General features: G+C 74.6%; 19 protein-coding genes and 2 pseudogenes. 12 read left to right on the top strand and 9 right to left on the bottom strand.

Annotated features, from left to right (window positions below):
* Positions 1 to 36: 36 nt before the first annotated feature.
* The 5 genes from FHR36_RS21535 (at position 37) to FHR36_RS21515 (ending at position 4,542) form a co-directional block, all read left to right on the top strand.
* Positions 37 to 1,239, top strand: coding sequence for a geranylgeranyl reductase family protein (locus FHR36_RS21535; protein ID WP_253799797.1), 1,203 nt, complete (start codon positions 37 to 39; stop codon positions 1,237 to 1,239).
* A gap of 16 nt (positions 1,240 to 1,255) precedes the next feature.
* A complete protein-coding gene (locus FHR36_RS21530) occupies positions 1,256 to 1,759 on the top strand; it encodes an NUDIX hydrolase (RefSeq protein WP_253799796.1) in 504 nt (167 codons plus the stop codon).
* 102 nt (positions 1,760 to 1,861) lie between these two features.
* Complete coding sequence (locus tag FHR36_RS21525; protein WP_253799795.1) at positions 1,862 to 2,398, top strand: SigE family RNA polymerase sigma factor; 537 nt, start codon at positions 1,862 to 1,864, stop codon at positions 2,396 to 2,398.
* Between the two features lie 40 nt (positions 2,399 to 2,438).
* On the top strand, positions 2,439 to 3,233 hold the full coding sequence (locus tag FHR36_RS21520) for a hypothetical protein (protein ID WP_253799794.1): 795 nt from the start codon (positions 2,439 to 2,441) through the stop codon (positions 3,231 to 3,233).
* 178 nt (positions 3,234 to 3,411) lie between these two features.
* A complete protein-coding gene (locus tag FHR36_RS21515; RefSeq protein WP_253799793.1) occupies positions 3,412 to 4,542 on the top strand; it encodes a nucleotide disphospho-sugar-binding domain-containing protein in 1,131 nt (376 codons plus the stop codon).
* 68 nt (positions 4,543 to 4,610) lie between these two features.
* On the opposite strand, the gene FHR36_RS21510 is transcribed toward FHR36_RS21515, so the two are convergent.
* Complete coding sequence (locus tag FHR36_RS21510) at positions 4,611 to 5,267, bottom strand: TetR/AcrR family transcriptional regulator (protein WP_253799792.1); 657 nt, start codon at positions 5,265 to 5,267, stop codon at positions 4,611 to 4,613.
* 37 nt (positions 5,268 to 5,304) lie between these two features.
* On the opposite strand from FHR36_RS21510, the gene FHR36_RS21505 reads away from it, so the two are divergent.
* Complete coding sequence (locus tag FHR36_RS21505; RefSeq protein WP_253799791.1) at positions 5,305 to 5,649, top strand: rhodanese-like domain-containing protein; 345 nt, start codon at positions 5,305 to 5,307, stop codon at positions 5,647 to 5,649.
* A 30-nt stretch (positions 5,650 to 5,679) separates the two neighbouring features.
* Here the strand turns inward: FHR36_RS21505 and FHR36_RS21500 are convergent, their stop codons facing one another.
* Positions 5,680 to 6,132, bottom strand: a complete 453-nt coding sequence (locus FHR36_RS21500) for a DUF6194 family protein (RefSeq protein WP_253799790.1) — start codon at positions 6,130 to 6,132, stop codon at positions 5,680 to 5,682.
* A gap of 62 nt (positions 6,133 to 6,194) precedes the next feature.
* Between FHR36_RS21500 and FHR36_RS21495 the strand changes: the two genes are divergently transcribed.
* The gene (locus FHR36_RS21495; RefSeq protein WP_253799789.1) at positions 6,195 to 6,923 is read left to right on the top strand and encodes a MerR family transcriptional regulator; all 729 of its coding nucleotides are present in this window, start codon (positions 6,195 to 6,197) and stop codon (positions 6,921 to 6,923) included.
* Positions 6,924 to 6,935: 12 nt separating this feature from the next.
* Here the strand turns inward: FHR36_RS21495 and FHR36_RS21490 are convergent, their stop codons facing one another.
* Positions 6,936 to 7,730: a hypothetical protein gene (locus FHR36_RS21490; protein WP_253799788.1), complete on the bottom strand. Its 795-nt coding sequence runs from the start codon at positions 7,728 to 7,730 to the stop codon at positions 6,936 to 6,938.
* A gap of 90 nt (positions 7,731 to 7,820) precedes the next feature.
* Between FHR36_RS21490 and FHR36_RS21485 the strand changes: the two genes are divergently transcribed.
* Entirely contained in the window at positions 7,821 to 8,624 is an 804-nt protein-coding gene (locus tag FHR36_RS21485; RefSeq protein ID WP_253799787.1) for a hypothetical protein, read from the top strand.
* A 7-nt stretch (positions 8,625 to 8,631) separates the two neighbouring features.
* Here the strand turns inward: FHR36_RS21485 and FHR36_RS21480 are convergent.
* The 3 genes and pseudogenes from FHR36_RS21480 to FHR36_RS21470 form a co-directional block, all read right to left on the bottom strand.
* Positions 8,632 to 8,922: pseudogene (locus tag FHR36_RS21480) on the bottom strand (M23 family metallopeptidase); the annotation flags it as partial.
* Positions 8,923 to 9,030: 108 nt separating this feature from the next.
* Positions 9,031 to 9,267: pseudogene (locus tag FHR36_RS21475) on the bottom strand (peptidoglycan-binding protein); the annotation flags it as partial.
* Between the two features lie 401 nt (positions 9,268 to 9,668).
* On the bottom strand, positions 9,669 to 10,388 hold the full coding sequence (locus FHR36_RS21470) for a TetR/AcrR family transcriptional regulator (protein WP_253799786.1): 720 nt from the start codon (positions 10,386 to 10,388) through the stop codon (positions 9,669 to 9,671).
* 132 nt (positions 10,389 to 10,520) lie between these two features.
* On the opposite strand from FHR36_RS21470, the gene FHR36_RS21465 reads away from it, so the two are divergent.
* Positions 10,521 to 12,773 carry an MMPL family transporter gene (locus tag FHR36_RS21465; protein ID WP_253799785.1) on the top strand — a complete coding sequence of 751 codons (2,253 nt, stop codon included), beginning with the start codon at positions 10,521 to 10,523 and terminating at the stop codon, positions 12,771 to 12,773.
* Between the two features lie 70 nt (positions 12,774 to 12,843).
* Here FHR36_RS21465 and FHR36_RS21460 read toward each other — a convergent pair whose 3' ends face one another.
* Together FHR36_RS21460 and FHR36_RS21455 are read right to left on the bottom strand one after the other, a co-directional pair.
* On the bottom strand, positions 12,844 to 13,215 hold the full coding sequence (locus FHR36_RS21460) for a DUF4267 domain-containing protein (RefSeq protein ID WP_253799784.1): 372 nt from the start codon (positions 13,213 to 13,215) through the stop codon (positions 12,844 to 12,846).
* 6 nt (positions 13,216 to 13,221) lie between these two features.
* Positions 13,222 to 13,686, bottom strand: a complete 465-nt coding sequence (locus tag FHR36_RS21455) for a DUF2871 domain-containing protein (protein WP_253799783.1) — start codon at positions 13,684 to 13,686, stop codon at positions 13,222 to 13,224.
* A 293-nt stretch (positions 13,687 to 13,979) separates the two neighbouring features.
* Between FHR36_RS21455 and FHR36_RS21450 the strand changes: the two genes are divergently transcribed.
* Positions 13,980 to 15,242, top strand: coding sequence for an MFS transporter (locus tag FHR36_RS21450; protein WP_253799782.1), 1,263 nt, complete (start codon positions 13,980 to 13,982; stop codon positions 15,240 to 15,242).
* Here FHR36_RS21450 and FHR36_RS21445 read toward each other — a convergent pair.
* Positions 15,209 to 16,078, bottom strand: coding sequence for an MBL fold metallo-hydrolase (locus FHR36_RS21445; RefSeq protein WP_253799781.1), 870 nt, complete (start codon positions 16,076 to 16,078; stop codon positions 15,209 to 15,211). The two genes, FHR36_RS21450 and FHR36_RS21445, sit on opposite strands and share 34 nt — an antisense overlap.
* A 208-nt stretch (positions 16,079 to 16,286) precedes the next feature.
* Here FHR36_RS21445 and FHR36_RS21440 point away from each other — a divergent pair, with 208 nt between their 5' ends.
* Positions 16,287 to 18,500 (top strand): FUSC family protein, encoded by a 2,214-nt coding sequence (locus tag FHR36_RS21440; protein ID WP_253799780.1) that lies wholly within the window; start codon positions 16,287 to 16,289, stop codon positions 18,498 to 18,500.
* Positions 18,501 to 18,613: 113 nt separating this feature from the next.
* The gene (locus tag FHR36_RS21435) at positions 18,614 to 20,821 is read left to right on the top strand and encodes an MMPL family transporter (RefSeq protein ID WP_253799779.1); all 2,208 of its coding nucleotides are present in this window, start codon (positions 18,614 to 18,616) and stop codon (positions 20,819 to 20,821) included.
* Positions 20,822 to 20,852: the final 31 nt, after the last annotated feature.

The raw sequence follows: 20,852 nt of genomic DNA, 5'->3' as shown, positions 1-20,852 counted from the left end.
ACAGAATGTCATCATCCTTTACGGGGAGGAGCGGACATGGCCGCCGAGTACGACGCACAGGTCCTCGTCATCGGAGCCGGCCCGGCCGGCTCGTCGGCAGCGGTGCACCTCGCCCGCGCCGGTGTCGACGTCCTACTGCTGGAGAAGGACGCGTTCCCGCGCGACAAGGTCTGCGGAGACGGACTGACCCCGCGCGGCGTCCACCAACTGCTGCGGATGGGCATCGACACCACCACCCCGGGCTGGCGGCGCTCGCGCGGGATGCGGCTCTACTGCGACGGCCGCCAGATGGACGTGGAATGGCCGACCATCGGCCGGTACCCCGACTTCGGACTCACCCGCAGCCGGCACGACTTCGACGAACTGCTCGCCAACCACGCCCAGGCCTCCGGCGCCCGGCTGCTCACCGAGACCAAGGTGACCGGCCCGGTCACCGACACCACCGGCCGGGTGGTCGGCGTCACCGCCACCAGCCGCGGCAGCGACGAGCCGGTCACCTACCGCGCGCCGATCGTCATCGCCGCCGACGGCGCCTCCGCCCGCACCGCCCTGGCCACCGGCTGGCAGCGCGACCCGCGCACCCCCCTCGCCACCGCCGCCCGCCGCTACTACCGCACCGACGCCTTCGCCAAGGACGAGTTGCTGCACCTGTGGGCCGACCTCAGCTGCGCCGGCACCGGCGGCACCCTGCCCGGCTACGGCTGGCTGTTCCCGCTCGCCGACGGCCGGGTCAACCTCGGCCTCGGCGGCGTCCCGCACCACCAGCACGGCAACACCGACCTGCGCGCCACCTTCCGCCAGTGGATCAGCCGGCTGCCCGCCCACTGGAACCTGGACGAGACCACCGAGGACTCCCCGCTGCGCAGCGCCGCCCTGCCGATGGGCCTCAACCGCCGCCCCCAGTACCGCCGGGGCCTGCTGCTGATCGGCGACAGCGCCGGCATGGTCAGCCCGTGGACCGGCGAGGGCATCGGCCAGGCCATGGAGGCCGCCGCGATCGCCGCCGACACGGTGACCCTGGCCCTCACCCGGACGCCGGGACCGGGCCGCGAGCAGGTGCTGCGGAACTACCCGAACGAGGTGGACCGCCGCTGGAACCGCTACTACAAGCTGGGCAACACCGTCGCCGAGCAGGTCTTCAGCCGCTTCGGCTACCGGCCGCTGCTCAACCGGCACCTGATGAACAGCCCGGCCGCAGTCGGCGTGCTCACCCGCCTCTTCGCCCACCTCAGCTCCTGACGGAGGACCGTACCTCGTGACCCTCGAACAGCGCCGGACCTCCCGGGTCCTGCTGGTCGACGACCGCGACCGCCTGCTCCTGCTCTGCGGGCGCGACCCGCGCCGGGCGGGGGCGCGGTGGTGGTTCACGGTCGGCGGCGGCGTGGAGGAGGGTGAGCACCCGCTCGACGCCGCGCTCCGCGAGGTGCGGGAGGAGACGGCGCTCTCCCTGCCCGCCGAGCGGCTCGGCCCGGTGGTGTGGACCCGGCAGGCGGTGTTCAGCGTGGACGGCCGGGGCTTCGACCAGTTCGAGGAGTACCGGTTCGCCCGGCTCAGCGCGGGCGAGGCGAGCCGGGTCCGGGTCGGCACCGAGGAGGCCCGCTACGGGTACCACTGGTGGTCGGTCGAGGAACTGGCCACCACGACCGAGGCGGTCCGCCCCAAGCGGATGGCGAGACTCCTGCCGGACGTGCTGCGCGGCGTGACCCGCCGCGCACCGCTCGACCTGGGCCGCTTCGACGAGGACTCCGACCCCGAGTAGCCGGGACGCCTCCCGCGGCGCCGGTCGGACGTGCCGGAAACTCGTCGAACAAATCTGGCGCCGGGGTGCAACAGGATCCGCCGCCCGGAGCGTTTGCCAGGCATGGACCTCTCACCGACGACTCGTCAGGCGGCCGCGGCAGCGGCACCGCCCGACTTCCTGGAGTTCGCCGCCGCCCGCGGCGGCCCGCTGTACCGGACGGCGTACCTGCTCACCGGCGGCGACCGGCACCTCGCCGAGGACCTGGTCCAGGAGGCCCTGAGCCGGGTGTTCGTCCGCTGGCGGCGGGTCTCCCGGCTGGAGAACCCGGCCGGCTACGCGCAGAAGGTCCTCTTCAACACCTTCGTCTCGCACCGCCGGCGCCGCAGCAGCCGGGAGTCCGCCGCGCACGAGCTGCCCGAGCCGGCCGTCCTCGACGCCGACCCCGCCCTGCGGGTCACCCTGCTGCAGGCCCTGCAGACCCTCTCCGCCCGCGACCGGGCGGTCGTCGTGCTCCGCTACTGGGAGGACCGCAGCGTCGAGGAGACCGCGGCCATCCTGCAGCTCAGCTCCACCGCCGTACGCTCGCGCACCCACCGCGCCCTGCACCGGATGCGGGCCCTGCTCGGCGACACCTTCGCCGAGCGCGCCGCCGGCTAGCCGACCTCAACGAGCCCCATCAGGAAGCCTGGTATCCGCCATGTCCTTCGAAGACGAACTCACCCGTGCCCTGCGGCAGGCCGTCGACGACGCACCGCCCCCGTCCGTCGAGGGCATCGCCTTCGGCGCGCACCAGCGCGGTACGCGCCACAAGCGCCGCCGTGCGGTGTTCGCGGGCGCCGCCGCCGTCGTCCTGCTCGCCGGGGCCGGCACGCTCGCCGCGCAGCTGCGGCCCGCCGCCACCGTGGCGGCCCCGGCCGCGCAGCCGTCCACCACCGCGCCTTCCACCGCGCCTTCCACCGAACCCACGGTCACCGTCGAGCGGATGCTGGACCTGCTCCGGGAGCGTCTGCCCGGGGCGACGTTGAGCACGCCGGTCGGCCTGGTGCGAGGCGGGGACGACCAGCACGCCCCGGTCAGGACGGCGTCGGCGGCCTTCACCGTGACCGACAGCCGCGGCTCGAGCAGTGTCCGGGTGATGGTCGTCCGGCTCGAGCCCCGGAACCCGAGCACCACGACGTACTGCCCCCCAGGGTCGACCCCCACCACCTGCACCGTGACCGCCCGGCCCGACGGCTCCCGGTTGACGGCGTACCGGCCCGAGGCCGCCCTCGGCGGCGAGCAGGTGTGGGTCGTCACCCTGCTGAAGCCGGACGGCACCCAGGTGATCGCCGATTCCGGCAATCTCCCCGGCCCCGGCAGCAAGGCCGACGGGCCGACCCGCGACGCGCCGGTGCTCGACACCCCGCAGCTGTCCGCCCTCGCGACCGACCCGGTGTGGCAGTCGGTGTCCGACGCGATCGCCGCCGGGAGGACCGTACCGGGTGACAGCTGACCCTCCGCCCCGGGAACCGCCCGGCCGCTCCCAGAACGTCCGAATGTCGACGGTGGTGGGAACGCGAACTGATGGCTCGTCAGTTGATCCGAACGGGGACGATCACCCCGCGGTGCCGCCCGGCACCGCGGGCGGCCCCCGCGGAACGACCCGCCGACCCATGTTCAGGAGAACCACCGTGCGCGTACTGTTCACCGGCCCGGCCGCGCCCAGCCACCTCTTCCCGATGGTGCCGACCGCGCAGGCCCTGCGGGCCGCCGGGCACGAGATACTCTTCGCCGTCCCCGAACCGTCGGACCAGCTCAGGCTGGCCGGCTTCTCGATGATCGAGATCGGCGACGGCACCACGCTGCGCGAGGCGTTCCAGGCGTCCAGCGGAGGGGCGACCGCGAGCTACGCCCGGCCGGACCTGACCCAGGACCAGATCCTCGACATGGCCGCCGCCGCCTTCGCGTACGCCTCCCGCCCCACCGTGGACGACCTGCTGGAGATCGCCCGGTCCTGGGGAGCCGACCTGCTGGTCCACGACTCCTGCATGGCCTCCGCCCAACTGGTCGCCGCCAAGCTGAGGATCCCGGCGGCGCTGCAGAACTTCGGCATCACCTCCGGCCTCGACATGGCCGCGCGCCTCGCCGGCCACGTCACCGACCTGTACGAGAAGCACGGCGTGGCCGGCCCGGCCGGGACCACCCCGCTGAACATCGTCCCCGCTTCGCTCGGCGGCGACCCGGTCGGCCTGCGGATGCGCTACGTCCCGTACAACGGCGGCGGCGTGGTCCCGTCCGGCCTGCTGCGCCGCGGCGACCGGCCGAGGGTCGCCGTCACCCTCGGCACCGTGATCACTCAGGTGGACGGCGTCCAGGCGATCGCCCCGCTGATCGAGGCGGCCGCGGCGGTCGACGCCGAGTTCCTGCTCGCCGTGGGTGACGCGGATCTCACCAAGCTCGGTACCGTTCCGGCCAATGTGCGCCCGCTGCCGTGGGTGCCGCTGGCGGAGCTGCTGCGGGTCTGCGACGCGGTGGTCCACCACGGCGGCGGCGGCAGCACGCTCACCGGTATGCAGGCCGGCATCCCCCAGCTCCTGCTGCCGCAGGGCGCCGACAACTTCGCCATCGCCGACGTCATGACCGGCTCCGGCGCCGCCCTGAGCAGCGCCTCCGCCGACGTCGACGCGGCGCTCCTCACCCGGCTGGTCGCCGACCCCGACCTCCGGGCCTCGGCCGCCCGCCTCCGGGCCGAGAACGAGGCCCTTCCGACCCCCGCCGACCTCGTCCCCGACATCGAGGCCCTCGCCGCCGGCCTCCACTGAGCCGAATCGTTTCGGTACGTCACGCCGCCGCAGGTCGTCCGACCTGCGGCGGCGTCGCCGTTGCGGGGTCAGGCGGGCGGGGTGACCGCCGTGGCCAGGTGGTGGAGCCCGGCGCGGATCCGACGGTCGCCGAGTTCGGGCAGCAAGGCACCGACGTGTTCCGCCGACAGCGACGCCAGCAGCGCGTGGGCCACCTGGTCGGGGTCGGGCGCGCCGACGAGCAGGATGGCCAGATGGCGGTGCCAGAACCGGTACGCCCCGATCCGGTAGCGGGCACCCGGTGAGGCGGTCTCGGACATCCGGACCAGCGCCAGGTGCCCCAGCAGGTAGTCGAGGTAGGCGTCCAGGAAGGCGTGCACGCGCTCGGCGGCAGGGGCGCCGGGCCCCAGCGGCGGCGGACCGTGCAGCACCGCCTCCTGCAACACCCGCTCCCTGTTGTCCAGCAGGGCCACGGCCAGCCCGGACTTGTCGCCGAAGCGCCGGAACAGGGTGCCCTTGCCGACTCCGGCCGCCGCGGCGACCTGGTCGAGCGAGACGGCCTCCACCCCGTGCTCCTCGAACAGCCGTGAGGCCGCCTCCAGGACGGCCGCGCGGTTGCGGGCCGCGTCGGCGCGTTCCTTCGGCGGTGGTGACAGCAGGAGCTCCAGCGGTACCGGTGGCGCCGTCGGTACCGGTGCCGCCGGCGTCACTGGCAAACCGGACTGCGGTCCGCTACTCTCGTTCATATCTGGACTGTAGTCCGATTCCCAGGGAGGCGCCAGCATGGCCACACTCATCACCCGCGACGAACTCAGGGCGGCGATCGACGGCGGAGCCGTCACCGTCCTCGACACCCTCGGCGGCGACTACTACGCCGACCAGCACCTGCCCGGCGCACTCGCGCTGACGCCCGGTGAGGTCGACAGCCGCGCCGCCGACCTGCTGCCCGACCGCGACGCGGCGATCGTCACCTACTGCTCCAACCCTGCCTGCGGCAACAGTGGGCAGGTCGCTGCGCGACTCACCGCCCTCGGCTACCGCAACGTGCGGAAGTACCGGGAGGGCATCCAGGACTGGGTCGAGGCGGGGCTGCCGGTGGAGTCCGGCCTGTCGCTCGAATCGGCCTGACCTGCCTCGGGCGGCACCCGGGGCGGAGCGTCAGGCCCCGGGTGCCGCGCGCCGCTCGTGCCGGGCGCGGGCGAGCCGGTGGGCGGTCCGCAGCAATTCGCGGACCGCCGTGTCGGTACGCGGGCCCGGGTTCACCACCGCCAGCCACCCGAGAGCCCCGTACACCGGGTGGGCGATCACGGCGTCCTCGGCGCCCGGATCCAGCGGGCCGTGCCCGGTCCAGCGGGCGAACTCCCCCTTCCCGGCGGCCACGTTCACCCGGAACGCGTCCGGCCGGTCGAGCCGGGAGGCCTCGTCGCCCGGGTAGTCCTTGGTGACCAGCGTCGCGAACGGCTGGGCCGAGGCGGGAGCGGCGCCGTCGGGCGCGAAGTAGAAGAAGGCGTCGCCCCAGCTGATCTCCGGCGAACCGTCCCCGGGCGCCGGCCGCAGGGTCAGGACGCCGCCGAGGCCGTCCACGAAGCTGATGATCTCGTCCATGGTCATATGCTCCAGCGTGGCATTCACGTGCTTGTGGAGACTTGACCCGCAGTGGAGGGCGATTCGGCATGGTACGTCTCAAATCAGCCGGAACCAGCGGCCTCCGTACCGCCGAGATCGCGCGGCGCACCGGGTACTCGGCGCAGCAGATCCGCAACCTCGAACGGGACGGCGTCCTGCCACCGGCCGGACGCACCGGCACCGGCTACCGCACCTACACCGAACTCCACCTGCGGTCGGCCCTCGCGTACCGCGCCCTCGCCGCCGGTGTCGGCCCGGTCGAAGCCAAGCGGATCGTCCGGGCCGCCCACCACTACCCCGCCTCCGACGAGGTGCTGCACCTCCTCGACGCGGCCCACGCCCGTCTCCACACCGAACGCACCGACCTGCGGCACGCCCAGGATGCCGCCGCGGCCATCTCCGCCGAACCGATCACCGACGTCCGCGCCGCCGACGCGATGACCGTCACCGAACTCGCCACCGCCCTCGGCGTCCGCCCCTCCACCCTGCGCCACTGGGACACCGAAGGCCTCGCCGTCCCCGACCGTGACCCGGACCGCGGCGCCCGGCGCTACACCCCCGCCCAGGTGCGCGACGCCCGGATCGTCCACCAGCTGCGGCAGGCCGGCTACCGCATCGCACCGCTCCGCGCCCTCATGCCCGAGCTGCGCCGCGCCCGCCGTACCGATCAACTCGCCACCGCACTCGCCGCCCGGGACGCCGCCGCCACCGCCCGCTCGAAGGCCCTCCTCGACGGCACTGTCGCGCTCGGCGCGGTCCTCGCTCCGGCACCCTGAGGGCCGTTCGGGTCAGATCGCGGCAGGAACGTAGCGCCTCGCGATCAGCCACGCCGTCGTCCGCCACCGGGCGAAGTACGCGGCGCAGTACGCCTCGGGGATCGCGGGAACGGCCCGGTCGAGGGCGTCGATGCAGCGCCACAGGACGGCGATGCGGTCGTCGTCGAGCTCTCCCCTCAGTTCGCACAGCGTCACGGCCGCCAGGTCCGCGTCGAGGAGGATCAGCTCCACCCCCGCGACGTCGACACCCCGGAAGCTCGACGGGTACGGCGCGCGGCAGTGCTCCTCCCACCGCCGGGCGAGCGACTCGTCGGAGTCCGCCCCGGCGTCGGGCGGCGCGGGGAGGAGCAGGCCAACGGCCTCGAAGACCGCGCCGACCAGGGCGACCGCGCGCAGCGGCAGGACAGCCGCACTCGTCACTTCGCCCCGGGTCAGCAACCCGGCGACCCGGCAGCCGGGTTCGAGCCGGGCGGCCGGATCGGCCGGGAGGAGACCTTCGCCCACCGCGCGGTCGATCAGCTCCCGGACCGTACCGGCCGCGCCCAGCCGCAGGGCGAGCGCGCGCTCCAGAGCGAGCTGCGCGTGCGCCACCGCGACGGTCGCGAACTCGAAGCGGTAGTAGGAGTGCCGTACGAGCTCACGCGCGGTCTCCAACGCGCTCACGACCTCCGCGGCTGCGTGGGCCGGCAGCACCAGTCCGCCCACCAACTCCTCCATGCCGGCAAAGTCGGGGGCGAGGTCACAGCTGCGGGGATCCGGAACCGGGTCCGGGCCGTACGGGCCGGCCGGCGGTGAGGAAGTGCGCACCGGCCGAGTGTCGCCGCCGCTGGGCACCGGTGCGAGCGAATTCCGACCGCGCGCCACCGAACCGCGGGCGGGATGGCAGGATCCCGTGCCATGGACGCCAGAGCGGAAAGTGACGAGGCGTACGTCCTCGACCTGTGCGACGAGTACCTGGATGAGCGGGCGTCACGACAGCACCGGTTCGACTGGCTGCGCGGCGACCCGGGAACGAACGGCCGCCGGGCCCGGCTGCCGGTCGACGGCTACTGGCCCGGCCGCAGGCTCGTGGTGGAGTACCGCGAACGGCAGCACGACGAGCCGGTCGCCTTCTTCGACAAGCCGGAGCGGACGACCGTCAGCGGAGTGCATCGCGGCGAGCAGCGGGCGCTGTACGACGCCCGCCGGGAGGCCGAGATCCCGCGGCACGGACTGCGGCTGGCGGTCGTCCGCCCCGCAGACCTGGACGCGGACGCCAGGGGGCGCCTGCGCCGGCGCGACCGAACCGCGGACCTGGCGGCCGTCGCCGCACGGCTGGCACCCGTCCTGGAGACCTGGCCGAGCTGGTCGAGCGACGAGGACCGCGTCGTCCACGCCTTCCGCACCCACCTCACCGGCGACGGCTGGCGCATCGTCGCGCCCACCGACCCGTACACCGACCTCGAGGCCGAGCGCGATGGCCGGCGGCTGGTCGCCGAGGCCAAGGGGCGGACCAGCGAGCCGGGCATCGACGCCGACATCGCCTACGGGCAGTTGCTTCGACGCATGACGGCGGAGTCGGCGGACGTGCGCTACGCGCTGGTCGTGCCGTCCGAGGGTGTGCGGGCCGCGCTCCGGGTGCCGCTGCGGGTGCGGGAACGGCTCGGCATCGAGGTCTACGCCGTCGGCGCGGACGGAGGTGTCACCCTCGCCGACGGCTGAGCGTGCTTCACCAGTCCGGGCTGACGTCGCTTCCGAAGCCGCCGCCGGCGGGGCGCTTCTCGAAGTGCAGGTGGGGGCCGGTCGCGTTGCCGGTCTGACCGACCCGGCCGATCTCCTGCCCTGCGCCGACACCGGCGCCCGCGCCGACCAGCCGCTCCGAGAGGTGGCAGTACCAGAAGTCGGAGCCGTCGACGCGAAGCACCAGGTAGTGGCCGAAGCTCGGGTCGTCGTCCGCCCGGCTGATCGAACCGTTGAGCACCGCGACGCACGGCGTGCCCTCGTCGGCCGCGTAGTCGGCGCCGGTGTGGTAGCCGAGGCTCCAGTGCGAGCCCGGGACGTGGTAGCCGGTGGTGATGCCGTGGTCGGGGACGGGGGAGGAGGCGCGACTGCCGTTGTCGCCGTTGGGTGACGGGACCTGGAGGCGGTCCCAGGACGTCTGCCCCGGGATGCCGTCGGCGTCGCCGCCGGAGAAGCCGAGCTTCTGCTGCCACGCGGCGTAGGACGCCTTGTCGGCGCCGCCCCACGAGGGACCGGGGCCGACCTGGTAGTGACTGCACCCCTCCGCGACGAGTCGCTGCCCCATCGCCGTGATGATCGGACTGACCTGTCCGTCATGGAAGAACCCTGCTCCTGGGAAAGGCTGCAGGCCCATGGCCGGGCTCCTTTCTGCTGGGTCTGTTCTGTGGTGGGCGGCTCGGACGCCGGGGCCGCCGGGCCCGGCGCCGCCGTCCGGGCATGCGGGCGCCGCGTCGCGTCACGAGGACGCCACGCCTGGAGGCCGCACCAGCCGGGTCGTGTGCCGGGTCCCGCGAACTCGGGCCCGTGCTGCTCAGGGCCGTTCGGGTCAGGCCCTTCACCTCCACCGTGCGCCGCCTCGAGGGCGAACGCAACACCCCGGCGTGGAGCCGGGCGGGCTGTTCGACAGTGCGTCACGGCGGCGGCGTCAGCCTCACGAAGCGTTACCGGACTCGCCTGACGGAGTCTCACGAGCGCATGCTGCGGAACGGGAGGACGGGACCCGGGGGCCGGGATCCGACCGCCGGGTCAGGGACTCGCGGGGGTGAGGCCGGCGGTGCGGGCGGCGAGGCGGGCCTGGGTGGTGAAGAGGTGGTCGCGGGTGGCGGGGTCGAGGGCGTGGAGGTGGCCGTGGGCTTCGAGGGTGACGAAGCCGTGGACGGTGGCCCAGGCGAGGATGGTGGCCTGCTCGGTGTCGGGGACGAGGGGGTGGCCGAGGCGGCCGGCGGTGGCGGTGTCGGCGAGGAGTTCGAGGACGTGGTCCATGGCGCGGCGGCCGGCCACGGCGGTGGGGCCGTCGGGCGGGGCGGCGTAGCCGGGGACGGGGCTGCCGAAGATGAGGGCGAAGCGCTCGGGGCTGTCCTGGGCCCAGCTGCGGTAGGCGCCGCAGGTGGCGAGGAAGCGGGCGTCGAGGTCGTCGGCGGGGACGGTGCCGCGGGTGGCGTCGAGGGCGTCGGAGAGGCTGTCGTAGGAGTCGGTGACGAGGGCGGTGAGGAGTTCGTCGCGGTCGGCGAAGTAGCGGTAGAGGGCGGGTGGGGTGAGGCCGAGGGTGCGGGCGATGTCGGTGAAGCGGAGGTTGGCGCTGCCGTGGTCGCGGATCAGGTCGAGGGCGGCGTTCTTGATCTCCTCGACGGTGGCCGCGCGGGCGCGTTCGCGCCGGGTGGGCGCGGTGCCCGTGGCGCCCGCGGTGGGGGTGCCGCCGCCTGCCGCGGTCCTCGCCGGCGCTTTCCGGGTCGCCTCTGCCGCCATCGTTCCTCCGTCCGTCCGCGGTGAGCCGCGCCACATCGTTGTCGGGTCGTTTTGACAGTGTGTACCCGTCGAGGGCTACGTTACGCTCCATTATCAGCGTTACGAGGCTTCACGCTTTTCTCGGAGGACGTCATGCCCCAGACACCGAGCGGTCCGCCCGCCGGGCTCCAGCGGCCGGGACCGCTGGGACGAATAGCCGGCTGGAGCTTCCGGCACCGGGGCCGAACGGTGCTGCTGTGGCTGCTGGCCATCGGCGTGGCGTTCGGCCTGTCGGCGGGCCTCGGCGGCAAGTACAGCGCCGACTACAGCGCGCCGGGATCGGACTCCAAGCAGGCGCAGGAGTTGCTGGCCCGTGACTTCCCGGGCCTGGGCGGCGAGTCGATCGGCGTGGTGGTGCACGCCGAGGGCGGGGTGGCCGGGGACGCGGCCCGCGCCGAGGTGCAGGGCATCATCGGCCGGATGGCGCAGGTCCCGCACGTGGCGGCCGTGGACGACCCGTACGGGCCGCGCGGCAAGGTGTCGCCGGACGGGAAGACGGCCATGGGCCAGCTGCACCTGGACGTCGCCAACGCCCCCGACATGCCCAAGGACGACACCAAGCGGCTGCTCGACCTCGCGGGTGGGGCCCACGGCGGGCTGGAGATCCACCTCGGCGGGATGACCGTCCAGCAGGCGGAGCAGGGCGCGATCGGCTCCGAGGGCATCGGCATGGCCGCCGCGGCGCTCATCCTGGTGGTCACCTTCGGGTCCGTGGTGGCCGCGGGCCTGCCGCTGCTGACCGCGCTCGGCGCGCTGGCGGTCAGCAGCCTGCTGCTGCCGGTGCTGGCCGCGGTCATGCCGGTGCCGGACTGGTCGACGTCGCTGGCCGCGATGCTCGGCATCGGCGTGGGCATCGACTACGCGCTGCTGCTGGTCACCCGGTACCGGGAGTGGCGCAGCGAGGGCCTGGAGCCCGAGGCCGCGACGGTGGCGGCACTGGACACGGCCGGCCGGGCCGTGGTGGTGGCCGGCCTGACCGTGGTGGTCAGCATGCTCGGACTGTTCGCGATGGGCCTGTCGTTCATGCGCGGCGCGGCCGTCTCCGCGGTCCTGTCCGTGCTGATCGTCCTCGCCGCCTCGGCGACGCTGTTCCCGGCGATGCTCGGCTGGCTCGGCCGGCACATCGAGCGGCTGCGGCTGCCGCTGCCCCGGCGCCGCCCGGACGCGGGTGTCGCGGTCGGCGCGGGCTGGCTGCGCTGGAGCCGGCTGGTGGAGCGGTACCGGGTGCTCGGCGCGGTGGCCGGCGTGGCCGTCCTGGTGGCGCTGGCGGCGCCGTTCCTCGGCGTGCGGTTCGGCTTCCCCGACGCGGGCAACGACCCGGCGGGACGGTCCAACCGGCAGGCGTACGACACCGTGGCGGCCGGGTTCGGGCCGGGCAGCAACGGTCCGCTGCTGCTGGTGGCGGAGCTGGCGCCCGGCACCGGCCCGGACGCGGTGGCCGGTCTGCCGGCGGCGCTGGGCAAGGTCGCCCACGTGGTGGCGGTGACGCCGCCGGTGCCGAGCGCGGACGGCCGCGCGGTCCTGCTGACGGTCGTCCCCGACAGCGGCCCGCAGAGCTCCGCGACCGGGAAGCTGGTGCGCGAGCTGCGCGACCACGTGCTGCCCGAGGTGGCCGGGACGGGCGTACGGGTGCACGTCGGCGGGGCGACCGCGGCCGCGATCGACAGCACCGCGAACATCTCCCGCCGGATCCCGCTGCTGGTCGGCGGCGTGGTGACGGTGTCGATGCTGCTGCTGGTCGTCGCCTTCCGCAGCCTGGCCGTCGCCCTGAAGGCGGCCGTGATGAACCTGCTCTCGGTCGGCGCCTCGTACGGTGTGGTCGCCCTGGTACTGGAGGGCGGTTGGGCCGGGAAGCTGATCGGCATCGACAACCCGACCCCGTTGCCCGCGTTCGTGCCGGTGCTGACCTTCGCCGTGCTGTTCGGACTCTCGATGGACTACGAGGTGTTCCTGGTCAGCCGGATGCGCGAGGCGTGGCTGCGCACCGGTGACAACGCCGAGTCGATCGTCGGCGGCCTGGCCGGCACCGCGCGGGTGATCACCGCGGCGGCGGCCATCATGGTGGCGGTGTTCGCCGCCTTCGTGCCGTCACCGGACCTGCCGATCAAGGTGATCGGGGTCGGGATGGGCTCGGCGATCCTGATCGACGCCACGCTGGTGCGGCTGCTGTTGGTGCCCGCCGTGATGCACCTGCTCGGCCGGGGCAACTGGTGGCTGCCGGCTTGGCTGGACCGCCGCCTGCCGCAGCTGCACGTGGAGGGGCACACCGAGTTCTACCTGCCCGCGGACCGGCCCGAACTGCCCGAACTGCCCGAGCAGCCCCGGCCCGCGGCCACCGTCGCCTAGCGGCACCGGTCGGAAAGAGGCAGTGGCCCTGCGGGATTCCTCCCGCAGGGCCGCTGCGTTTTTCCGGAGGTCAGAAGGTGAAGAGGAAAGCGGCGTCCGCGAGGACGAGCACCGCGGTGGCGAAGTGGATGCCGAACGCGGCGGCCCGGGTGCCGCCGTTCCGCAGCACGACAACGGTGTCGCCCAGCGGCACCAGGGCCACCGCCAGCATGTACCAGGCCTCGGCCCGGAGTCCGACCGCGACCAGCAGGGCGAGGCCGATCACGCCGGAGGCGAGGTCGCGCACGCCTTTCACGGTGAGGTAGGCGGGGTCGCCGTTCGGCGCGGCCGGGACGCCGTATCCGGCGGCCGCAGCGCGCGGGACCAGCAGGAAGCGCGCGCCGATGAAGAGGACGAGCAGGTCGAGAACGGTGGAGAAGCCGTACGCGAGGGTGGTGGCCACGTCCGTTCACTGCCCTTCGGAGCTCGGTGCCGCGGCCGTCGCACCCGGGTCGGTGGCACCGGACGCCTTGGTGGCGGGCAGGCACTTGCCGAGGGTGATGAACAGCAGCACCAGACCGACGGTCAGCAGTACGTGCCCGAGGCCCGCGACGAGGGCGATCGCCTCGCCGGACTCCCGGCCGAGCACGGTCAGGATGCCGTGCAGGGTCATCATGCCCACGGTGACCACCAGGCCGGCGTTGTAGATCCGGAAGAACCAGGCGAACAGCCCGACGGAGGACAGGGTGAACTGCTTCTCCAGCACCAGGACGATCAGCATGAAGAGCATGCCGAGCGCCAGCACATGGGTGTGGACGACGGCGAGCTGGGTGTCGCCGTGGAAGTCCTTCGCCTTGGTGAACTCGCGGTAGAACAGACCGCTGAGCAGGCCGACGATCATGTAGGCGTGGGCGGTGTTGAGGATCTTCCTCATGGACGGATCTCCCCCGTGGAGGTCGTGGAAGCGATGGCGCCACCACCCTTGCGTGCCGCCCGCCCGGAGATCAACGGCGGAGCTGACAACGCGTCATAACCGTTGTGCGATGGATATCGAGGCGGCTGCATGCCGGCCGGTGACCTCCCGACCTCCCCAGGAATCTCGACATGAAGTATCTTGATGTCGAGATTCATGTCGGGAGAACGGATCGGGGGCTCGCCATGCGGCGTAGCGGGAACGGACTGGTTGCGCAACTGCGGCAGCCGCCGGGCGGACGGGACGGGCGCACGATGCTGCTCTCCCAGTTCGTCGACCGGACCGGGACGGGCCTGTGGTCGGCCGCCTCGGTGCTGTACTTCACCTTCGTCCGCGACCTCGACGCCCGCCAGCTCGGCCTGCTGCTCGGCATCGGCGCGGTCGCCGGGATCGCCGGCTCCCCGCTCGCCGGGCGGCTGGCCGAACGGCTCCCGGTCCGCGGCCTGCTGATCACCTGCCACCTGCTGCGCCTGGGCACCATGGCGCTGCTGCTGGTGGTCGACCGGTACGCCGTGCTCCTCGCCGTGGTCGCGCTCACCTGCCTCGGCGAACGGGCCGCCAAGACCCTGGAGATGCTCTTCGCCACCCGGGTCGCGGGCGAACGCCGCGGCGCCTACCAGGCCCTGTTCCGCAGCGTCGCCAACGCCGGTTACGCGCTCGGCGCCGGCCTCGCCGCAGTCGGCCTGGCGGTCGGCACCGTCGGCGCGTACCGCGCGCTGATCATCGCCAACGGCCTCTCCTTCGTGCTGGCCGCCGCCCTGGTCCGCCGCATCGGCGAGCCCGCCGGGCACGGCCTGGTGGTGGCCCGGCACCCGGACGGCGGCGCGGCCGGACCGGCCGTCGCACCGGCCGCGGCGCCCAGCCCCTGGCGCGACCGCGGCTACCTGCTCTTCGTGCTGCTCGACATCCCGCTCAACCTGGACGACTCGGTCCTCAACGTCGGCCTGCCGCTGTGGCTGGTCCACCACACCGGCGCACCGCACGCCCTCGTCCCCGCCTTCCTGGTGCTCAACACCGTCCTCGTGGTGGTCCTCCAACTGCGCGTCTCCGCCTGGGCCGAGGGCCCGCTCGGAGCCGTCAAGGCGCTGCGCCGGTACGGGCTGACGCTGCTCGCCGCCTGCCTGCTGCTGGCCGCCGCGACCGGCGGCGGCGCCCTGGCGGCCTCCGCGGCGCTGCTGGCCGCCGCCGTCCTGGTCACCCTCGCCGAACTGCTCCGCTCGGTCAGCTCCTGGGAGCTGGCGGTGAGCCTCGCCCCGCCGCACGCCCGCGCCTCCTACCTGGGCGTCGCCGGGATGGCCCAGTCGGTGCAGAAGTCGCTCGGCCCGCTGCTGCTGACCGGCGTGGTGATGACCGCCGGACCGCTGGGCTGGATCGCGCTCGGCGGCGCCGCCACCGGCCTCGGCGCCCTCCAGCGGCGGGCGAGCCTGCGCCGGCTGGCGACCGCTGGCGCGACCGCGTCGGTGGCGGGCCCGGCGGAGCCGGCTCAGCCGGTCGGGAAGAGCACGAAGTCGCGGTAGGGCCGCGGGGCGCCGCTCCCGCCGAGTTCGTCGAGGCCTCGGCGGATCTCCCGCAGATGACCCGGGGTCAGCTGCAGCGGCGGCTCGTCCGGCTGGTAGGTGGTGCGGATCGGGTAGTCGACACCCGGCGTGGTGGTCATCTCGATGTGGCAGCCGAGCACATGGGTGACCGGCCGCCGGTCGGCGAACGCGATCAGCCGGTCGATGCTGCGGGTGAACGCCGGAACGTCCTCGATGTAGAGCCGGCCCGGGTAGACGGTGTCACCGGTGAACAGGATCCCGGTCGCCGGGTCGTAGAACGTCACCGCCGCCTCGTGGTGCCCCGGAGTGGCCAGGCACTCCAGCACCCGGCCGCCGAGGTCCAGCCGCGCGACCTCGTCCGGATCCGCGTCGAGGCCGAGGAACTCCCACACCGCGGCCCGGTCCGCCCCCACCACCGTGGTGTCCGGCCGGCCGGCGAACTGGCCGTCGCCGGCGATGTGGTCACCGTGCCCGTGGGTGTGCAGCACCAGCAGCCCGTACCCCTCCCGGGGCCGGCGGGCGAGCCGCTCGGCCAGCAGTCCGTCGACCCTCCGGCGCAGCGGGAAGTGCGCCGGATCCGCGGTCGCGCCGGTGTCCAGCAGCACCGCTCGCTCCTCGCCGAACAGCAGGAACAGGAACGGCGCCTCGTAGTGCACCGCCTTGTTCTGCCGCAGGATCACGGTGTCCTCGTCGTACGCGTGGACCTGGATCTCCGGGCCGGTGTCGTGCTTGGCCGACGGCGACCCGTGGATCCACGCCACGTCGATCGGACGGGCCACCGGCACGGAACCGGTCACCTGCGGGTCGGGGGCCACGGCGTCTCCTCGGGTGCGTCGTCCAGACCGGCCGGGGGCGGGCCGGGTAGGGCGCACATCCCGTCCGGGGCCGGCCCGGCCGGGCCGCCGCCGGGGACGCTACCACCGCGCCGCCGCGGTCGGTGTGGCTGCCGCGCCCGAGGTGGGGGCGGTGCGATCGTGGGGGTGGAATGTCCGCACCCTTTGAGGCAGGCAGGTGCCGCGTCGGATGAGCGGGGAGGTCAGCGCCGCCGGACCGCTGGGACGGCTGGCCCGGGCGGCGGGGAGGGCGCGGCGGGATCCCGGGGTGGCCGCGACGGCCGGGCGGCGGGCGGTGCGGGTGACGCTGGCCGCGGTGGCCGGGTTCTACGTGGGCCTGTACGGGCTGGACCGGCCGGTCGCGGCGACGTACGCGTTGTTCGGGGCGGTGGCGATGGCCGGCCTGTCCCGGATCCCCGGGACGGGGCGGCAGCGGGCCCGGGTGGTGGCCCAACTGCTCCCGCTGGGCTGGGTGCTGCTCACCCTGGGCAGCGTGCTGGCGGTCCGGACCTGGGCGGCCGTGCTCGGCATGCTGGTGGTCGGGTTCCTGCTCGCGTTCGGCGCGGCGGCCGGGCCGCGGCTGGCCGGCGCCGCGCCCGGCCTGCAACTGCTGTACATCCTGCCGTGCTTCCCGCCGTACGCCCCGGACACGCTGGGGGAGCGGCTGGGCGGCATGACGTTCGGCCTGGTGCTGCTGATCGCCGCCGAGGCGTTCGTCCTGCCGGACCCGCCCACCCGGTCCTACCGCGACCTCGCCGCGGACGCGACGGACCTCGCCGCCCGGTGCGCCGGCCGGCTCGCCGAGCAGCCGTGGAAGCTGCCCGGCGGCGAGCGCGAGGCCGCCCTCGCGGCGATCCAGGGCCTGCGGCTGTCGAACGTCCCCGAGGCGGAGCGCCCCGCCGGCCCGTCCCGTCGCGAGCGGGCACTGACCCATGCGGGCCGGGCGGCGCGCGTGCTGCTCGCCCATCTCGGCGAGCTGGACGCGCGGGCGGACGGCCCGCCGGGCCCGGCCCGCGCCGCCCTGCTGCGGCAGGTCGCGGCCGCCGCGGACGGCTCCACCCGCGTCCTGCGCTCCGGCCGGCCCGCGGACCCGGCGCCGATCGAGCAGGCGGCGCACGACTTCCAGCGGCTGCGGAGCGGCGAGGCCGCCGACGGCCCGCCGGCCGGCACCGCCGCGCTGCGGCGCGACGCGGTGCTCGCCGAGACCGCCGAGGCCGCCGCCGCCCTGGCGGCGACCGCGTACCTCGCCACCGGGGCGCGGAGCGCCGCCGAACCGCTGCGCCGCAGCGAACTCTGGTACGCCGACCGCAGCGACGCCGCGCTGTGGGCGCACCGGTTCCTCGCCCACCTGCGGCCCCGCTCGGTGTACTTCCAGAACGCCGCCCGGCTGAGCGTGGGCCTGGCGGCGGCCCGGGCGGTCGCCGGGGTGCTGAGCCTGCCGCACGGCTTCTGGGCGATGCTCGCCGCGCTGACCCTCACCCGCAGCACCGCCGCGCTGACCCGGGAGACCGTGCGGCTCGCCCTGATCGGCACCCTGGTGGGCGCCCTGGCCGGCGCCGGGCTGCTGGTGGCCGTGGGGCACCGCTCGGACGTGTACGCGGTGATCCTGCCGGTCGTCATGCTGGCGACCTTCTGCCTGGGGCCCACCCGGGGCGTCGGCTGGGCGCAGGCCCTGTTCACCCTGACCGTGGCCACCGTGTTCGCGCAGCTGGCCCCGGCCGGCTGGCACCTGGCCGAGGACCGGTTCCTGGACGTGTTCACCGGCTCGGTGATCGGCATCGTGATCGGCCTGGCCGCCTGGCCGAAGGGCGCCCATCGCCAGCTCCACCGCGACCTCGCCGAACTGCTGCGCGCCGTCGCCGCGTCCACCGTCGTCACCACCTCCCGGCTCACCGGCCGCACCGACGGGCAGCGGCAGCCGCGCCTGCTGGACGCGCTGGTGATGGCCGAGAGCACGTACGCCCAGTACCAGTGCGAGGTGCTGCGGCCGCGGCCCGCCGGCGACCGGCCCGACTGGCAGGCCGCGCTGCTGGCCGGTCACCACGCGCTGCGCGGCGTCCGCCGCTTCCAGCGGGACGAGCCGGACTCCGCCGGCGCGGCGGACGTGGTCGACGTGGTCGAGATGGACGGAGGCCCGGCGCCGCTGCCGGTCGACCCGGTCCTCGGGCGGGCGTCGGACGTCGCCCGGATCTACGCCGACACCGCCGCGTACCTGGCCGGCGCCGCCGCCGACCGCCCCGTCGTCCCGGCGGCGGTGCCCGAGCCGGACTCCGCCGGCGCGGCGGCGCCGGCCCGGCCGCTGCTGTTCGACGTGTACGCCTGGCTCGACAGCCTCCGCCGCGACGCCTCCCGTCTGCTCGACTCACCCCTGCCACCGCCGGGCGGCCAGAGCACCCGGGCCTGATCCGGCCGTCGCCCGGTCGGGGCACCTCGCGTTGACATTCTTGCACTGCCGGTGCAACTGTTTTCGCTGCACTCGAAGTGCAATGAATTTGCCGAAGGGAACCACCGAAACCGATGTTCGCCACCCTCGGGCGCCGCTGCGCCCGCAGCCCGAAGCGGGTCCTCGCCGCCTGGCTGCTGCTGCTCGTGACCGCCGTCGCGGCCGTCCTCGCGTACGGCGCCGTCACCAGCGAGACCGTCGCCCTGCCCGGCAGTGACAGCCAGGCCGCCAAGGACGTCGCGGACACCGCCTTCCCCGCCTCCGCCTCCGGACGGCAGCCGCTGGTGCTGCACACCCCCGCGCAGGCCGCCCCGCTCACCGCCGACGCCCAGCGGACCGCCGTCGACGAGACCGCCCGGGCCGTCGCCAAGGTGGCGCACGTGACCGCCGTGACCGGCTTCCTCGACCCGGCCGGGCACTCCGCGCTGAGCGCCGACGGCCACACCGGCTACCTCTCGATCGACCTCGACGTACCCGCCCGCGACCTCACCTCCGGCACCACCGCGGCGATCGTGGCAGCGGCCGCCCCGGCCACGGCGGCGGGCATCGAGGTCACCCCCGGCGGCTTCCTCGCGGCCGCCGCCGACAAGCAGCCCACCCGCTACAGCGAACTGGTCGGCCTCGTCGCCGCCCTGCTGGTCCTCCTCGTGGCCTTCCGCAACCCGATCGCCGCCGCACTGCCCCTGGTGATGGGCGTCCTCGGGCTCGGACTCACCCTGCCCGCGCTCGGCCTGATCGGGCACCGGATGGACATCCCGTCGGCCGGGGAGACCGTCGCGGCGATGATCGGCCTCGGCGTCGGCATCGACTACACCCTGTTCTGCCTCACCCGGTTCCGGGAACTGCGCGCGGCCGGCGTCCCGGTCGAGGAGGCGGCGGCCCGCACCACGGCCGGCTCCGGCAAGTCCGTCGCCTTCGCCGGCACCGCCGTGGTCGCCGCCCTCGCGGGCCTTTGCCTCGGCGGACTTCCCCTGCTGTACGCCCTGGCACTCTGCCCGGCCGTCGCGGTGCTGGCCGCCATGGCACTCAACCTGACCCTGCTGCCCGCGCTGCTCGCCCTGCTCGGAGGCCGGCTCGGCAGCGCACCCGCGCCCGGGGCCGACCGGCCCGGCGGCTGGTCCGCGGTCGCCCGTACCGTCGTCGCCGGGCCCTGGCGCTGCCTGCTGCCCGCGCTCGCCGTCCTCGCCCTGCTGGCCGTCCCCGCCACCCGGCTGACCCTCGGCCAGCTCGACGCGGGCGACAACGCCACCACCACGGCAGGCCGCACCGCCTACGACCGGCTGGCCGACGCCTTCGGCCCCGGCTTCAACGGCCCGCTCCAGGTCGTCGACACCCTGCCCACACCCGCCTCCGGCGCCGGCGACCAGCGCCTCACCGGCCTGGCCGCCGAACTGCGCCGGGCCGACGGCGTGGCGTCGGTCGGCCCGGCGGAGCTGTCCGCCGACGGCCGCCTCGCCCGCTGGCAGGTCGTCCCCACCACCGCCCCCGCGGACCCCGCCACCGCCGCCCTGGTGCACCGGCTGCGCGAGCACACCCTGCCCGCCGCCACCACCGGCACCGGCCAGGTCGTCCACCTCGGCGGCACCCCCGCCGCCCAGACCGACCTCAACGACCGGATCGCCGACCGGATGCCGCCGATCGTCGCCTTCGTCCTCGGCGTCGCCGCGCTGCTGCTCCTGCTCGCCTTCCGCTCCCCGCTGGTCGCGCTCAAGGCCGCCGTGATGAACCTGCTCGCGGTCGGCGCCGCGTACGGCATCCTCACCGCCGTCTTCCAACTCGGCCACGGCGCCGCCGTGATCGGACTCGACGGGCCCGTGCACATCCCCGGGTTCGTGCCCCTGCTGATGTTCGCGGTGCTGTTCGGGCTCTCCATGGACTACGAGGTGTTCCTGCTGAGCGCCGTCCGCGAGTTGTACCTGCGCCACGGCGACACCCGGCGCGCGGTGGTGTCCGGCCTCGGCTCGACCGGACCAGTCATCACCTCCGCCGCGCTGATCATGGTGAGCGTCTTCCTGAGCTACCTGCTCTCCGACGACCCGGTGGTGAAGATGTTCGGCATCGGCCTGGCCTGCGCGGTGGTGCTGGACGCGACCGTGGTCCGCGGCATCCTCGTCCCGGCGAGCATGGCCCTGCTGGACCGCGGGAACTGGTGGCTGCCGCGGTGGCTCGCCCGCCTGCTGCCCCACCTGGACATCGAGGGCGACGGCCACCCGGAGAACGAGGAGGAGCTGCCGGCCGTGGAGGCCGTGCCCGTCCCGCTGGGCCTCACCCGCCTGCCGTGACCGGCGCCCGATGTCACAGTCGGCGGGGCTG

Source organism: Kitasatospora cinereorecta, from assembly GCF_024172095.1.
GTDB classification, from domain to species: Bacteria; Actinomycetota; Actinomycetes; order Streptomycetales; family Streptomycetaceae; genus Kitasatospora; species Kitasatospora cinereorecta.
The sequence above is the reverse complement of the archived record's forward strand: the minus strand, read 5'-3'. Positions and strand labels throughout refer to the sequence as shown.